Source organism: Mesorhizobium japonicum MAFF 303099 (assembly GCF_000009625.1).
Taxonomy (GTDB): Bacteria; Pseudomonadota; Alphaproteobacteria; order Rhizobiales; family Rhizobiaceae; genus Mesorhizobium; species Mesorhizobium japonicum.
In genome coordinates this window covers 5,422,858-5,437,791 of the sequence record NC_002678.2, presented here as the reverse complement: position 1 = coordinate 5,437,791, position 14,934 = coordinate 5,422,858, and the positions used below count along the sequence as shown (strand labels likewise).

Sequence of the window (14,934 nt, the reverse complement as noted above, 5' to 3'; positions counted from 1 at the left end):
TGGCAGCATAAATCGCAAGTCTCTTCCCAAGCGTCGCATCCCGCGACGTCAACTTTGGGAGGAAGACACATGAACAAGGTTGAATTCTCACGCCCGGTCAAGGCGCCCTTCGACAAGCGTTACGGCAATTTCATCGGCGGCAAATGGACCGAACCCCGCTCCGGCCGCTACTTCGAGAACCACTCGCCGGTGAACGGTCAGTTGCTGTGCGAGGTGGCGCGCTCGGATGCCGACGACATCGAGGCGGCTCTGGACGCGGCCCATGCCGCCAAGGACGCCTGGGGACGCACCAGCGTGGCAGAGCGGTCGCTTATTCTCAACCGCATCGCCGACCGCATGGAGGAGAACCTCGATCTCCTCGCCTGCGCTGAAACATGGGACAACGGCAAGCCGATCCGCGAAACGACCGTCGCCGACCTGCCTCTGGCCATCGACCATTTCCGCTATTTCGCCAGTGCCGTGCGCGGCCAGGAGGGGAGCCTCTCGCAAATCGACGACGATACCGTCGCCTATCACTTCCATGAGCCGCTCGGCGTGGTTGGCCAGATCATTCCCTGGAACTTCCCGCTGCTGATGGCATGCTGGAAGCTCGCGCCCGCGCTTGCGGCCGGCAACTGCGTGGTGCTGAAGCCCGCCGAGCAGACCCCGGCCGCCATCCTGCTCTGGGCCGATCTTATCGGCGATCTGCTGCCGCCAGGCGTGCTCAACATCGTCAACGGCTTCGGCCTCGAGGCCGGCAAGCCACTCGCGTCGTCGCCGCGCATCGCCAAGATCGCCTTTACCGGCGAGACCACGACGGGCCGGCTGATCATGCAATATGCCAGCCAGAACCTCATCCCCGTCACACTGGAATTGGGCGGCAAGTCGCCCAACATCTTCTTCAAGGACGTCGTCGCCGAGGACGACGATTTCTTCGACAAGGCCATCGAAGGCTTCGTCATGTTCGCGCTGAACCAGGGGGAGGTCTGCACATGCCCGAGCCGTGCGCTCATCCATGAATCGATCTACGACAGGTTCATGGAACGTGCCCTCAAGCGCGTCGAAGCCATCGTCCAGGGCGATCCGCTCGACCCGGCGACGATGATCGGCGCCCAGGCCTCGTCGGAGCAGCTGGAAAAGATCCTGTCCTACATCGACATCGGCCGCCAGGAAGGCGCCGAGGTGCTGACCGGCGGCGCCCGCAATGTTCTGCCCGGCGACCTGGCGGGCGGCTATTACGTCAAGCCGACCGTGTTCAGGGGCCACAACAAGATGCGCATCTTCCAGGAAGAGATTTTCGGACCGGTGGTTTCGGTCACGACCTTCAAGGACGACGACGAAGCGCTCAGCATTGCCAACGACACGCTCTACGGCCTTGGCGCCGGCGTCTGGACACGTGACGGCAACCGCGCCTATCGCTTCGGCCGCGCAATCCAGGCCGGCCGCGTCTGGACCAACTGTTACCACGCCTATCCGGCGCATGCGGCCTTCGGCGGCTACAAGCAGTCCGGCATCGGCCGCGAGACTCACAAGATGATGCTCGACCACTATCAGCAGACCAAGAACATGCTTGTCAGCTATAGCCCGAAGAAGCTCGGCTTCTTCTGATCGGCTCTTTGTCGGACGGGCGCGGCTCCACGAGGGGCCGCGCCCAAGACTGGAGATCGGAAAGACCATGCACGCAAAGGTCACGGCGACGCCGGCCGCCCTCGAACTGATCGCGGAGATCGTTGCCGAACATGGGCCGGTGCTGTTCCACCAATCCGGCGGCTGCTGCGACGGCTCTTCGCCCATGTGCTATCCGCGCGCCGGCTTCATCGTCGGCGACCACGATGTACTGCTCGGCCACATCGAAGACGCGCCCTTCTACATCGGCGCTTCGCAATTCGAGGCCTGGAAGCACACCGATCTGATCATCGACGTGGTGCCTGGTCGCGGCGGCATGTTCTCGCTCGACAATGGTCGGGAGAAGCGATTCCTGACGCGGTCGACGATCTGCGCCGTTCAGATGTGATGTCGGCGCATCGGGCTGCTTCGCCTTTACCTCGGTGAAAGGAATGCACCAGAAAAACAGACACGTGGACAACCGACAGGCGGCAAGAAGCGCGTGCTTCGGTTCTCATCCTCCATCGGTTTGATCTTGCACGATGAAAGGCACCGCGGCGCCGCTACGATCAGCATATGGTCATAAATTTGTTCGCCGGCACGATCGTCATCAGCCTGACGGTCCTCATCCACACCTTCGGCCTCATCGCGATCACCCACGCCATGGCGCACCTCGTGGCGCGCTTCCGCATGCACGGCCGGCGCAGCCGAGTGATTGCGATGATCAGCGTCGTCATGGGGCTCTTTGCCGTCATCACGGCCGAGGTGTGGCTGTGGGCCGGCGTGTATCTTGAACTCGGCGTCTTGCCTGACTTCGAGACCGCGCTCTATTTTTCCACCATCACCTTTTCAACGGTCGGATATGGGGACGTGGTTCCCGCCCATGGCTGGCGCGTCCTGGCGGCGCTGGAGGGCGTCAACGGATTTCTCCTCATCGGCTGGTCGACCGCTTATCTGATCGCGGCGGGAACGCGCATCGGCCCCTTCAGAGTCGGCGAGCACTTCTGACCAGACCGATGCTCAGACCGCCACCGAATGCCTGGCCGTGCCGGCTTCGAGGTACTTGTCGAATTTCGCTGCCACCGTCCTGACAAGCGGGCGGCTGTCCTTCGGTACGACGAAGTTTTCACCATCGAGCCGAAGCAAAAGGCCGCCGCCGCCGACGGCAAGTCGACTTGCCATGGCCAGGAGTCTCTGGCCGACGTCGCCGAAGCGTTCGACCAGTTCGATCGCCGAGAAGGCGAAATGGCACATCAGACGCTCGATGATCCAGCCTCTCGCCAGATCGTCGACGCTGAGCTCGACGCCGCGGGCCACTGCCAGCTGTCCGGAATCCACGACCTTCTCGTATGCACCGGTCGCGACGATGTTCTGGGCATAGCCCTGGCGGTATCGGCTGATCGCGGAGGGCCCGAGACCGATCAGCGTCTCGCAATTGTCCTCTGTATAGCCCTGGAAATTGCGGCGGATCTTGCCGGTGCGAGCCGAGATCGCGAGCGTATCGTCCGGCTTGGCGAAATGGTCCAGTCCCAAGGCCTCGTATCCGGCGTCCACGATCAGCCGCGCGGCGATCTGCGATTGCGCCAGCCGTCCGGCGGAATCGGGGAGCCATGCTTCGTCGATCATGGTCTGATGTTTCTTGAACCAGGGCACATGCGCATAGCCGAACAGCGCCAGCCTGTCGGGCCGCAACGTCAACGCCTGGGCGACGGTCCGGGCAACGCTCTCAAGGGTCTGGTGCGGCAGTCCGTAGAGCAGGTCGAGGTTCACCGAATTCACGCCACGCGCCCGCACGGCATCCACCACGCTCTTGGTCAGCAGGAAGCTTTGCTCGCGATTGATGGCTTTCTGCACCTTGGGATCGAAATCCTGAACGCCGAGGCTCGCCCTCGTCATGCCTATCGCGGAGAGGGCGTCGAGCCGGGCCTCATCCATGTCGCTGGGATCGATTTCGACACTGAGGCTGGCATCGTCGAGCACATCGAAACGATCCCGCAGCGCTTCTCCAAGCGACAGGATGTCCTCGGGCTTCAGCATCGTCGGCGAGCCACCGCCGAAATGGATGGCGCGCACACGACCCTTGCCGCGCACGAGGCTGCCAACAGCCTCGATCTCCCTATGCAAGGAGTGCAGAAAGGTCGCTACCGGCTGATAGTGCCGGGTCTGCTTGGTGTGGCACGCACAGAACCAGCACAGCTTGTCGCAGTAGGGAATATGCAGATAGAGCGATATCTCGTCATCGCCTTTGAGCGCTTCCAGCCAAGTCCGACAGACAGCCGCATCAACCCCCGGGTGGAAATGGGGCGCCGTCGGATAGCTCGTGTAGCGCGGTACATTTTCGCCAAGCCTGGCGGCCGCTTCCGGTTGCATGTCGCTTTCCTTGTGTTTGCAAGGTCAGGCAATGGCCGCAATCGCACGCCAATGCCTTGATTTCGGTCAAAGCCTTTGCACCGGACAAACTGTCACAAGGCTTTTTCAATGGCCGACACTTATCTTGCCCATACTCAGGGCCCTCGGACGATCGTGATGACAGTGCGTCAAGATGTTCATAGCGCCGGCATTCCCGTGCTTTGCCAATCATGCGAGGCGCGGCATCGCGGCGTCTGCGGTGCGCTCGACCCCGATCAATTGGTCGGGCTCGCCAGGATTTCGTCAAAGCACACCATTGAGCCGGGCGTAGAACTGATTGGCGACGCCGAGACCGTCGACAGCTATTCCAACGTGCTTTCCGGCGTGGTGAAGCTGACGAAAAGCCTTTCGGACGGGCGCCAACAGATTGTCGGGCTTCAGTTTGCTCCTGACTTTCTGGGGCGGCCATTCAAGGTGGAAAGCGCTATCAACGCCGAAGCGGCAACGGCCGTCTCCCTGTGCTCGTTTCCAAGAGCGTCCATCGAGCGAATGATGAGGGAATCGCCGGAGCTCGAGCATCGCCTGCTCAAGCAGACATTGAACGAACTTGACGAAGCACGCGACTGGATGGTGACGCTGGGACGCAAGACGGCCGCGGAAAAAGTGGCGAGCTTCCTGCTGATGATTGCCAGAAACATCGATCCCACGCTCGATCCGGCCACCAACGTGACGAGCTTCGAGCTACCGCTCACACGCGCCGACATCGCCGATTTCCTCGGACTGACGATCGAGACGGTGAGCCGCCAGCTGACCCGGCTGCGGACAGACGGGCTGATCCGGATCGAGAACAATCGACATGTAACGGTGACCAGCCTTACCCGCTTGGCCAGTCGCTCCGGCGCCTGACCTCAGCCAGCGATCCCGATCATCGGCAGCACGTGCTCGCGTTCAAACGCGATGTGGCGGCGCAAGTTCTCGAACAGGCCGCGCAACATGAACCCGATGGCTTCGGGATTCTCGACTGTCTCGCCATGTCCAATGGCCAGCAGGATTTCAGTCACCTCACCGGCAAAGCATTCGTCTTCCACATGCTCGGCCCGCAATCGTCGGGTCGAGGCAAGGTTCGCCTCGCTGCCGACCACCGCCTCCTCGTAAGCCGGAAAAATGATCGCCTCTTCGTACTGATGGATGCTGCGCAGAAGCGGCACGATCGAGTTGGCTGTGCTGAGGCATATCATCCGATCAACACCTGGCAGTGCGTCGGCGATTCTTTCCAGAGCATCGCAAAGGCGGAGTTTCTCGTCATGCGCACGCAGCATCACCGCGGTCGGGACGGCCTCCCGCCCGGCTAGCGTGGAGATGTCACGGGGGTTTTTTAACAGCGACGATCCTTGCCCCTTCTCCGAGTTCAATGTCAGCCTCCGGTCTTTTGCAAGGCTTACGCTGCCCAATGATAACGCGGTGGGCTTTGACCTGGATCAAGGCGCCGGCAACCCGGCTGAGGAATTGGTGCTGCTGCGGATTGCTTTCCGCGCACGGAATCCGAGGTCGGGGACATGTCATGAAATTCGGCACTGAAACTGTGGCTCTAAGCCTGTTCGCATTCGCAGCCCTGGTGGCCGCCGGCTTTGGCGTGGATGAGCCTTTCCGACAGCATATGTGGGTGCTGTTCATCGTGCTGCTGGGCTTTATCGCTGTTCTTCTGCGCAACACAAGTTTCGCGCCGGCGGCTCCGATCGATCCGTCCGCCTACATGGATGGCCCGATCCGCTACGGCGCCATCGCCACCATGTTCTGGGGCGTGGTCGGCATGCTGGTGGGCGTGGTCATCGCCCTGCAGCTCGCTTACCCGGATCTCAACATCCAGCCCTGGTTCAATTTTGGGCGCTTGCGGCCGCTGCACACATCCGGCGTCGTTTTTGCCTTCGGCGGCAACGCTCTGCTTTGCACGTCCATGTATGTGGTGCAGCGCACCTGCCGCGCCCGGCTTTTCGGCGGCGATCTCGCCTGGTTCGTGTTCTGGGGCTATCAGCTTTTCATCGTCATGGCGGCGACCGGCTATCTGCTCGGCATTACCGAGTCCCGTGAATATGCCGAGCCTGAATGGTATGTCGACATCTGGCTGACCATCGTCTGGGTCGCCTATCTCATCCTGTTCCTCGGCACGATCCTGAAGCGCAAGGAACCGCATATCTACGTCGCCAACTGGTTCTACCTCTCGTTCATCGTGACCATCGCGATGCTGCACGTGGTCAACAACCTGTCAATGCCGGCCTCCTTCCTGGGCTCCAAGAGCTACTCCGCATTTTCAGGTGTCCAGGATGCGCTGACGCAATGGTGGTACGGCCACAATGCGGTCGGCTTCTTCCTGACGGCCGGCTTCCTCGGCATGATGTATTACTTCGTGCCCAAGCAGGCCAACCGGCCGGTCTACTCCTATCGCCTATCGATCATCCACTTCTGGGCGCTGATCTTCCTCTATATCTGGGCTGGCCCCCATCATCTTCACTATACCGCCCTTCCCGATTGGGCGCAGACGCTCGGCATGGTGTTCTCGATCATGCTCTGGATGCCGTCCTGGGGCGGGATGATCAACGGCCTGATGACGCTGTCCGGCGCCTGGGACAAGATCCGCACCGACCCGATCATCCGCATGATGGTGATCGCCATCGCCTTCTACGGCATGTCGACCTTCGAGGGCCCGATGATGTCGATCAAGTCGGTCAATTCGCTCAGCCACTACACCGACTGGACCATCGGCCACGTTCATTCCGGCGCACTCGGCTGGGTCGGCATGATCTCGTTCGGCGCGATCTACTACATGGTGCCGAAGCTTTGGAACCGCGAACGCCTCTATTCGCTGCGGCTGGTCACCTGGCACTTCTGGCTGGCGACGCTCGGCATCGTCGTCTACGCAGCGGTCATGTGGGTGTCCGGCATCATGCAGGGCCTGATGTGGCGCGAATACGACGAGCAGGGCTTCCTGGTCTATTCCTTCGCCGAGACCGTCGCCGCCATGCATCCCTACTACATCATGCGCGCCGTCGGCGGAGCCATGTATCTGTCCGGCGCCCTGATCATGGCCTGGAACATCGCCATGACGATCCTCGGCCACCAGCGCCAGGAGCAACCGTTGCCGGGCTCTGTTCCTGCCCTCCAGCCTGCACAATAGGAGCCAGAAATGGGCTTGATGGACAGACACGCGATCATCGAGAAGAACGCCACGCTTCTTCTCGTTGGTTCCCTTCTGGTGGTGACGGTCGGCGGCATCGTCGAGATCGCCCCGCTCTTCTATCTCGACAATACGATCGAGAAGGTCGAAGGCATGCGGCCTTATTCGCCGCTCGAACTCGCCGGCCGCAACATCTATGTGCGCGAGGGCTGTTACCTCTGCCACAGCCAGATGATCCGGCCATTCCGGGACGAGGTCGAGCGCTATGGTCACTACAGCCTGGCGGCCGAGTCGATGTACGATCACCCCTTCCAGTGGGGCTCGAAACGCACCGGCCCCGACCTTGCCAGGGTCGGCGACCGCTACTCGAACGATTGGCACGTCCAGCATCTTAGCGATCCGCGCTCGGTGGTGCCGGAATCGATCATGCCGAAATATGCGTTCCTGAAGGACACGCCAATCCAGGTGAAGGACTTCTCGACGCATCTGGTTGCGAACCGGCGCGTTGGCGTCCCCTACTCCGACGACATGATCACGCACGCCAACGCCGACTTGATGGCGCAGGCCGATCCCAACGCCGACACGTCCGGCCTCTTGGCCCGCTATCCGAAAGCGAAGGTCGGAGATCTCGACGGCAATCCGCAGCAGGTCACCGAGATGGACGCGCTTGTCGCCTATCTGCAGATGCTCGGCACGCTGGTCGATTTCAAACACTACGACGAAGCCGCCGGCTACCGCTGAGGAGCACGACCCATGGATTACAATCTGATGCGGGAATTCGCCGACAGCTGGGGCCTGCTGGCCATGGCGCTCTTTTTTGTCGGCTGCATTGCCTTCGCACTTCGGCCGGGCGGCCGCAGCCAAGCAGAAGAAGCCGCCCGCATCCCCCTCAAGGACGACTGATCATGAGCACAGAGCATATCGACGACGTGTCGGGCATCTCGACGACCGGTCATGAGTGGGACGGCATCAAGGAACTCAACAACCCTCTTCCCCGGTGGTGGGTGATAACCTTTTACATCACCATCGCCTGGGCGATCGGCTACACCATCGCCTATCCGGCATGGCCGATGCTGTCTTCCGCGACGAGTGGGCTGCTCGGCTATTCGAGCCGAAATGACGTCAAGAACGAGCTGGCGGCGGCCGAACTTGCGAAGGGCAAGTATGTCGCGGCAATTCAATCGAAGACCGTATCCGAGATTGCCGCTGACGATGCGTTGCGTGAATTCGCGGTCGCGGCCGGCGGGGCGACATTCAAGGTCAATTGCGTTCAGTGTCATGGCTCGGGCGCACAAGGGTCCAAGGGCTTTCCCAACCTGAACGACGACGACTGGCTGTGGGGCGGCAAGGCCGACCAGATCCAACAGACGATCACACACGGCATCCGCTTCGCGTCCGACCCGGATACGCGCATCTCCGAGATGCCGGCCTTTGGCGACATCATCACGCCCGAGCAGATCGCGCAGGTCAGCGCCTACGTGGCGAGCCTCTCCGGTAAGGTCCAGGACACAAGTCTGGTCGAGCCCGGCGCCAAGGTCTTCGCGGAAAACTGCGTGGCCTGTCATGGCGCCAACGCGAAAGGCAACAGGGAGTTCGGCGCCCCCGATCTGACCGATGCCATCTGGCTCTACGGGTCCGGCGAGGCAGCCATCGCCGCCCAGGTTCGCGCGCCGAAACATGGTGTGATGCCGGCCTGGATTGACCGTCTCGGCGAGACCAGGGTCAAGGAGCTCGCAGTCTACGTGCATTCGCTTGGCGGTGGAGAATAGCAACGGGGGCCTGTTCTCCTGCCCTCTCCGTCCAAGCGACGAGGCCCGGCCCTGCCGGGCCTCGACTGTATTCTAGGCCCGGGATTGACCTGCATCAACGCGGCGCGATCCGGTCGGAGGCAAAAGTCCGGTCGACGCTGCATTTCGCTGCCACACATCCTCAGGGCCGACCGCCCGGCGAAATCACAAGCTGCGTGACGGGAGAGACCGGTGCTGGACAATACGCAGGTAGAACGGCTCGAGGCAGAGGCGGTCAACTCCGCCAAAGTGCGCCAGCCATTGTATGCTGCGCGCAAGAAGGTTTTCCCCAAGCGTGCATCGGGCAGCTTCCGCCAGTTCAAATGGCTGGTGATGGCGATCACGCTCGGCATTTACTATCTGACGCCGTGGTTGCGATGGGATCGCGGCCCGTTCGCCCCGGACCAGGCGGTGCTGCTCGATGTCGCCAACCGGCGCTTCTACTTCTTCTTCATCGAAATATGGCCACAGGAATTCTACTATGTGGCCGGCCTTCTGGTCATGGCCGGCGTCGGCCTCTTCCTGATCACGTCGACGGTCGGGCGCGCCTGGTGCGGCTATACGTGCCCGCAGACCGTTTGGGTCGATCTGTTCCTGGTCGTCGAGCGCGCCATCGAGGGCGACCGCAACGCTCGCATGAAGCTCGATGCCGGACCCTGGACCGCCCGCAAGCTCGTGCTGCGGGTCTCGAAACACGCCATCTGGCTGGTCATAGGCGCGGCCACCGGCGGCGCCTGGATCTTCTATTTCGCCGATGCGCCGACGCTGGCCGGCGAACTCTTCACCGGCACGGCGGCTCCCGTCGCCTACATCACCGTCGCCGTACTGACGGCGACGACCTATACGTTCGGCGGGTTGATGCGCGAGCAGGTCTGCACCTATATGTGCCCGTGGCCGCGCATCCAGGCCGCCATGCTCGACGAGAACTCCCTCACCGTCACCTACAATGACTGGCGCGGCGAACCGCGCTCGCGCCACGCCAAGAAGGTGCTCGCGGCGGGCCAGCCTGTCGGCGACTGCGTCGACTGCAATGCCTGCGTCGCGGTCTGCCCGATGGGGATCGACATCCGCGACGGCCAGCAGCTCGAATGCATCACCTGCGCGCTCTGCATCGACGCTTGCGACGGCGTCATGGACAAGCTCGGCAGGGAGCATGGGTTGATCTCCTACGCGACGCTCTCCGACTACAATGCCAACATGATGCTGGCGACCGCCGGGGGCTCGGGTTCAGTCAATCCTTCGCTGGTCCGAACCGCTGACGGCCTGTTCTCCGACAAGGTGGCCCATTTCCACATTCGCAAAATCTTTCGACCGCGCACCTACGTCTACATGGGCCTGTGGTCGCTGATCGGCCTGGGCGTGGTGTATTCGTTGCTGACGCGCGACCGGCTCGGAGTGAACGTGCTCCACGACCGCAATCCGCAGTTCGTCACCCTGTCCGATGGCTCCATCCGCAACGGCTACACCGTCAAGCTGCTCAACATGATCCCGGAGCCAAGGACGATCGTCGTCACGATGCAAGGCTTGCCAGGAGCTGACATGAGCGTGGTCGGCGACGATATCCCCGCAGGCCGTTCTTTCGCCATCCCGGTCGAACCCGACCGGCTGAAGGTGCTGAAGGTTTTCGTGCGCCAGCCGGCGGGTCAGATCCAGGGCACCGCGCAAACCTTCACGTTCCGGGTCGAGGACAAGGCGAGCTTCGAGTCCGACGAATACACCGCCACCTTCAACGCACCGGAGATCGCCAGATGACCGCCGAGGCGCAAAAGCCCCGCGAATTCACCGGCAGGCACATGCTGGCCGTCATTCTTGCCTTTTTTGGCGTGGTCATCGCGGTCAATCTGACCATGGCGACGCTCGCCAGCACGAGTTGGACCGGCCTGGTCGTCGAGAACACCTATGTGGCGAGCCAGCAGTTCAACAGGAAGGCCGAGGAAGGGCGCGCGCAGGCTGCCCTCGGCTGGAGCGGGAAACTGACCATCGCATGGGGTGAAGTCCGCTACAGCCTCAGCGATGCCGCCGGCAAGCCGGTTCCCCTGCGAGGGGTCAAGGTGTTGTTTCGTCATCCGGCCTACGAGTCCGAGGATAAGTCGGTCACGCTCGCCCTCGCCGCGGGCCAGGAATTCGCCGCCCAGCACATGCCGAAGGACGGCGTTTGGATCGTCGAGGTGGACGCCGATGCAGGTCTCGCGAAGCCCTATCGCGACGTCCGTAGGATCATGATTTCCCATGGAGCGCTGAAATGAGCTGTTGTGCACCGGGCGCCGAAATGGCGCGGGATCTGGAAAGCAGCATGTCCGTCCTGCCATCAAGCCAGGAGATCAGGTTGGCGAGCCGATCGCTCGGCGGTGGTCTTAACCAAACTGACCTTTCAGTCCCAATGGTTCACTGCGCAGCCTGCATCCAGACGATCGAGACGGCACTGGGAAAGCTCGACAATGTCGAAGGCGCGCGTGTCAACCTGTCGACGAAACGGGTCGCGATCCGGTGGCGTGGCAATGAGGTACCACCCTTCGTCGCCGCGCTGGGACGGCTGGGCTATCAGGCGCACCTGTTCGAAGCCGAAATTGATAACAAGGACAAGACGCTTGCCGAACTGATCCGCGCTGTCGCTGTTGCCGGCTTTGCAGCGGGCAACATCATGCTGCTTTCGGTCTCGGTCTGGTCCGGCGCCGAAGGTGCTACCCGCGACCTGTTCCATTGGGTCTCGGCGCTGATCGCCATCCCTGCACTTGCATTCTCCGGCGGAATCTTCTTCCGGTCGGCCTGGAACGCGTTGCGCCACGGCCGCATGAACATGGACGTACCGATCGCGGTCGGGGTGTCGCTTGCCTATGCCATGAGCCTCTATGAGACGATCAACCACGGCGACCATGCCTATTTCGACGCGTCGGTTTCGTTGCTGTTCTTCCTGTTGATCGGCCGCACGCTGGATCACGTAATGCGGGAGCGTGCCCGGACCGCGGTGAAAAGCCTGTCACAGTTGGCCGCGCGTGGCGCCATGGTGCTGCGCGGCGACGGCGCACGGGATTATCTGCCGGTTGGCGAGATCGAACCCGGCATGCAACTGCTGATAGCAGCCGGTGAGAGAATCCCAGTCGACGGCAAGATCATTCAAGGGGCGTCGGATCTCGACTGCTCACTGGTCTCCGGCGAGAGCACGCCCAGAAACGTGGCGCCGGGCGAGCCCGTGCAGGCTGGCGTGCTCAACCTTACCGGCTCGCTGACGATCGAGGCGACAGCCGCGGCGAAGGATTCCTTCCTGGCCGAAATGGTCCGGCTGATGGAGGCCGCGGAGGGCGGCCGCTCGCAGTATCGCCGCATCGCCGATCGCGTCTCGGCACTCTACGCGCCCGTGGTTCATCTCACCGCCTTCGTGACATTCCTGGGTTGGATGGCGGCGACCGGCGACTGGCACCGCGCGATGACGATCGCCATCGCTGTTCTGATCATCACATGCCCGTGCGCGCTCGGTCTCGCAGTCCCGATCGTACAGGTGGTCGCCGCGCGGCGCCTGTTCGAGAACGGCATTATGGTCAAGGACGGCTCGGCCATGGAACGCCTGGCAACAATCGATACGGCGGTGTTCGACAAGACCGGAACGCTCACGCTCGGCCAGCCCCGACTTGTCAACGCGTCATCGATCGATCCGGCCATGCTGTCAATCGCAGCCGACATGGCCGCGCATTCGCGTCATCCATTTTCAAAGGCCATAGCCGGTTTTGCCGCTCCTGGCGGGCAACACAAATTCGATGCGGTCACCGAGCACCCGGGATTTGGAATCGAAGCCACTGACGGCGGAAGCACTTGGCGGCTGGGTCGACGGGGATGGGCTGGGTGGAAGGCTCGAACCGGTGGTGAAGGCAAACATGGCTACGGCGGAACGGTCCTGACGAAAAACGGGATGATTGTCGCATGCTTTGTTTTCGAGGATGCATTGCGTGCCGACGCCGGTGCAGCCATCGATCAATTGAAGCATGCAGGGATGTCGGTGGAAATGCTGTCAGGCGATACCGCGGCAGCCTGCGCCGAGGTGGCAAAGGTGCTCGGTGTCGATGACTTCGTTCCCTGCCTGCTGCCATCCGGCAAAGTCGAACGGATCGAGACCCTGGCGGAAGACGGGCACAAGGTTCTGATGGTGGGCGACGGGCTCAACGACACGCCGGCGCTGCGCGCGGCGCATGTCTCGATCGCACCGGCCACCGCCGCCGACATTGGCCGCAATGCGGCCGACTTTGTCTTCCTGCGCGAAAGCCTGCTGGCTGTGCCGCTGGCACTTGACGTCTCGCGCAAGGCGGGACAACTGATCCGCCAGAACATCGCGATCGCCATCGTTTACAATGCCGTCGCCGTGCCGGTCGCCATCCTGGGGCACGTGACGCCATTGATAGCGGCGATCGCCATGTCCGCCTCGTCGCTGCTTGTCATTGGAAATGCGCTGCGATTGCAAGCATCGATGCCAAATTCACCGGCGAAGGATGTTCGCCGAAACAGGCAATCCGACTTCAACGAACTGGCCCGATCGTCATGACAAACCTCACCTACCTCATACCCGCAGCCCTCTTCCTTGGGGCGCTTGGCCTTGGGGGTTTCCTGTGGGCTTTGAAAAGTGGCCAGTATGAAGATCTAGATGGAGCCGCCGAGAGGATCCTCATCGATGGAGAAGACAAGAGCGAGCGCTGATGGAGAACGAAGTAGGATCAGGGCGGGAGTCAGCCAAACTGCGCTACGATGCCTGAACCCGTAGGGCTGTGAGGAAATCCGCTGGACAGATCGCTGATATCGCAGCTGCCGCTCTTCCAGGGGATGGCGCCCCAGGAGCAAAGTGAGATTCTCAAAGGCGCTCGATCGTCACGCTACGCCAAGGACTCCGCGATCTTCGAGCAGGAAACCGAGGCCCCATTCGTTTTTCGTGCTGATCTCACATGCGCGTCTTCCGCACCACGCCGGATGGGCAGCAGGTCATCGCCTGATACATCAGCGAAGGCGAAATTTTTGGTGTCGCCGCAGAACTCGGGCCGAACCCTCTCGATATTACTCTGCGGGAGGACAGTTGCCCACGGCATAGGCCGGGATCAAAGTTGCGAGACCGTCAGATGGCAGTACCTACGACGGCACCAATGCTGGCGGTCAGCGCCATTGCCAGCGCGCCCCAAAAGGTGACGCGAACAGTTGCCCTCAACACATTGGCGCCGCCGGCTTTGGCCCCAATGGCGCCCAGCACGGCCAGGAACAGGAGCGAGGCGACAGACACCGTTGCGGCGAGCCATGCGGCCGGTGAAACAAGCACCATCGCCAATGGCATGGCCGCTCCAACCGAAAATGCGGCCGCCGAGGCCAGTGCCGCCTGGATCGGCCGCGCCGTTGTCATCTCCGAAATGCCGAGTTCGTCGCGCGCGTGGGCGCCAAGCGCGTCCTTCGCCATCAATTGGTCGGCGACCTGCAAGGCCAGCTTTGGCTCCACGCCACGCTTGACATAGATGTCCGCAAGTTCCTGTCGCTCGAAGCTCGGCTGTGTCGCGAGTTCCCTTCGCTCACGGTCAAGGTCGGCTCGCTCTGTGTCGGACTGTGAGCTGACCGACACATATTCGCCCGCCGCCATCGACATCGCGCCGGCTACCAACCCGGCTATACCGGCCACCAGAACGTTGGAGGCGGCGGCATTGGCTGCAGCCACGCCAACGATCAGGCTGGCCGTCGACACGATGCCGTCATTGGCGCCGAGTACGGCGGCGCGCAGCCAGCCAATGCGGGATATGAGATGGTTTTCCGTATGCAGGCGGCTCACGCGAACGCCCAATGCTTCAGGATGTGGGTGCCGGAATGGCCGGCAGGCTCGTTGGCAACGGTCATAGGCAGCTACCTCGCTAAGAGCATCTTCCTACCTCGCGGCTTATGCGAGAATCTTGATTTAGGACAAATCGATTTGCTGTCTACCCTTAAGCTTCACGGGCTCTCGCAGCTTGAGCTCGGCTGACAGCCAGTTGTCAGCTTGCTCGTGGGATATTGCCTCCGAGGCGGACCAGATGGACCGCCCTGCGA

At 62.0% G+C, this 14,934-nt stretch carries 15 protein-coding genes; 12 read left to right on the top strand and 3 right to left on the bottom strand.

The window, feature by feature from the left end; translation table 11 throughout:
• Positions 1 to 69: 69 nt before the first annotated feature.
• The 3 genes from adh to MAFF_RS27110 all read left to right on the top strand — a co-directional run bounded on the left by adh (position 70) and on the right by MAFF_RS27110 (position 2,592).
• The gene (gene adh / locus MAFF_RS27120; protein WP_010914204.1) at positions 70 to 1,587 is read left to right on the top strand and encodes an aldehyde dehydrogenase; all 1,518 of its coding nucleotides are present in this window, start codon (positions 70 to 72) and stop codon (positions 1,585 to 1,587) included.
• 67 nt (positions 1,588 to 1,654) lie between these two features.
• Positions 1,655 to 1,993, top strand: a complete 339-nt coding sequence (locus tag MAFF_RS27115) for a DUF779 domain-containing protein (RefSeq protein WP_010914203.1) — start codon at positions 1,655 to 1,657, stop codon at positions 1,991 to 1,993.
• Between the two features lie 179 nt (positions 1,994 to 2,172).
• Positions 2,173 to 2,592 carry a potassium channel family protein gene (locus tag MAFF_RS27110; protein WP_244420624.1) on the top strand — a complete coding sequence of 140 codons (420 nt, stop codon included), beginning with the start codon at positions 2,173 to 2,175 and terminating at the stop codon, positions 2,590 to 2,592.
• 12 nt (positions 2,593 to 2,604) lie between these two features.
• On the opposite strand, the gene hemN is transcribed toward MAFF_RS27110, so the two are convergent.
• Positions 2,605 to 3,954 (bottom strand): oxygen-independent coproporphyrinogen III oxidase, encoded by a 1,350-nt coding sequence (hemN, locus tag MAFF_RS27105; protein WP_010914201.1) that lies wholly within the window; start codon positions 3,952 to 3,954, stop codon positions 2,605 to 2,607.
• A gap of 156 nt (positions 3,955 to 4,110) precedes the next feature.
• Between hemN and MAFF_RS27100 the strand changes: the two genes are divergently transcribed.
• Complete coding sequence (locus MAFF_RS27100; RefSeq protein ID WP_010914200.1) at positions 4,111 to 4,839, top strand: Crp/Fnr family transcriptional regulator; 729 nt, start codon at positions 4,111 to 4,113, stop codon at positions 4,837 to 4,839.
• 2 nt (positions 4,840 to 4,841) lie between these two features.
• Here MAFF_RS27100 and MAFF_RS27095 read toward each other — a convergent pair whose 3' ends face one another.
• Positions 4,842 to 5,252: a hemerythrin domain-containing protein gene (locus MAFF_RS27095; protein ID WP_052292103.1), complete on the bottom strand. Its 411-nt coding sequence runs from the start codon at positions 5,250 to 5,252 to the stop codon at positions 4,842 to 4,844.
• Between the two features lie 242 nt (positions 5,253 to 5,494).
• On the opposite strand from MAFF_RS27095, the gene ccoN reads away from it, so the two are divergent.
• From ccoN to ccoS, 8 genes are all read left to right on the top strand, one after another.
• On the top strand, positions 5,495 to 7,105 hold the full coding sequence (ccoN, locus tag MAFF_RS27090) for a cytochrome-c oxidase, cbb3-type subunit I (RefSeq protein ID WP_010914198.1): 1,611 nt from the start codon (positions 5,495 to 5,497) through the stop codon (positions 7,103 to 7,105).
• A gap of 9 nt (positions 7,106 to 7,114) precedes the next feature.
• Positions 7,115 to 7,846: a cytochrome-c oxidase, cbb3-type subunit II gene (gene ccoO, locus MAFF_RS27085; RefSeq protein ID WP_010914197.1), complete on the top strand. Its 732-nt coding sequence runs from the start codon at positions 7,115 to 7,117 to the stop codon at positions 7,844 to 7,846.
• A gap of 12 nt (positions 7,847 to 7,858) precedes the next feature.
• The gene (locus MAFF_RS27080; RefSeq protein ID WP_010914196.1) at positions 7,859 to 8,008 is read left to right on the top strand and encodes a cbb3-type cytochrome c oxidase subunit 3; all 150 of its coding nucleotides are present in this window, start codon (positions 7,859 to 7,861) and stop codon (positions 8,006 to 8,008) included.
• Between the two features lie 2 nt (positions 8,009 to 8,010).
• On the top strand, positions 8,011 to 8,874 hold the full coding sequence (ccoP, locus tag MAFF_RS27075) for a cytochrome-c oxidase, cbb3-type subunit III (protein ID WP_010914195.1): 864 nt from the start codon (positions 8,011 to 8,013) through the stop codon (positions 8,872 to 8,874).
• Between the two features lie 210 nt (positions 8,875 to 9,084).
• Positions 9,085 to 10,644 carry a cytochrome c oxidase accessory protein CcoG gene (gene ccoG / locus MAFF_RS27070; RefSeq protein WP_010914194.1) on the top strand — a complete coding sequence of 520 codons (1,560 nt, stop codon included), beginning with the start codon at positions 9,085 to 9,087 and terminating at the stop codon, positions 10,642 to 10,644.
• Positions 10,641 to 11,138 carry a FixH family protein gene (locus MAFF_RS27065; protein WP_010914193.1) on the top strand — a complete coding sequence of 166 codons (498 nt, stop codon included), beginning with the start codon at positions 10,641 to 10,643 and terminating at the stop codon, positions 11,136 to 11,138. Before ccoG ends, MAFF_RS27065 begins: the two co-directional genes overlap by 4 nt.
• Positions 11,135 to 13,423: a cation-translocating P-type ATPase gene (locus MAFF_RS27060; RefSeq protein ID WP_010914192.1), complete on the top strand. Its 2,289-nt coding sequence runs from the start codon at positions 11,135 to 11,137 to the stop codon at positions 13,421 to 13,423. The genes MAFF_RS27065 and MAFF_RS27060 overlap by 4 nt, the downstream gene beginning before the upstream one ends.
• Positions 13,420 to 13,575: a cbb3-type cytochrome oxidase assembly protein CcoS gene (gene ccoS / locus MAFF_RS27055; RefSeq protein ID WP_010914191.1), complete on the top strand. Its 156-nt coding sequence runs from the start codon at positions 13,420 to 13,422 to the stop codon at positions 13,573 to 13,575. The genes MAFF_RS27060 and ccoS overlap by 4 nt, the downstream gene beginning before the upstream one ends.
• Positions 13,576 to 13,984: 409 nt before the next feature.
• On the opposite strand, the gene MAFF_RS27050 is transcribed toward ccoS, so the two are convergent.
• Positions 13,985 to 14,680, bottom strand: coding sequence for a VIT1/CCC1 transporter family protein (locus tag MAFF_RS27050; RefSeq protein ID WP_010914190.1), 696 nt, complete (start codon positions 14,678 to 14,680; stop codon positions 13,985 to 13,987).
• Positions 14,681 to 14,934: the final 254 nt, after the last annotated feature.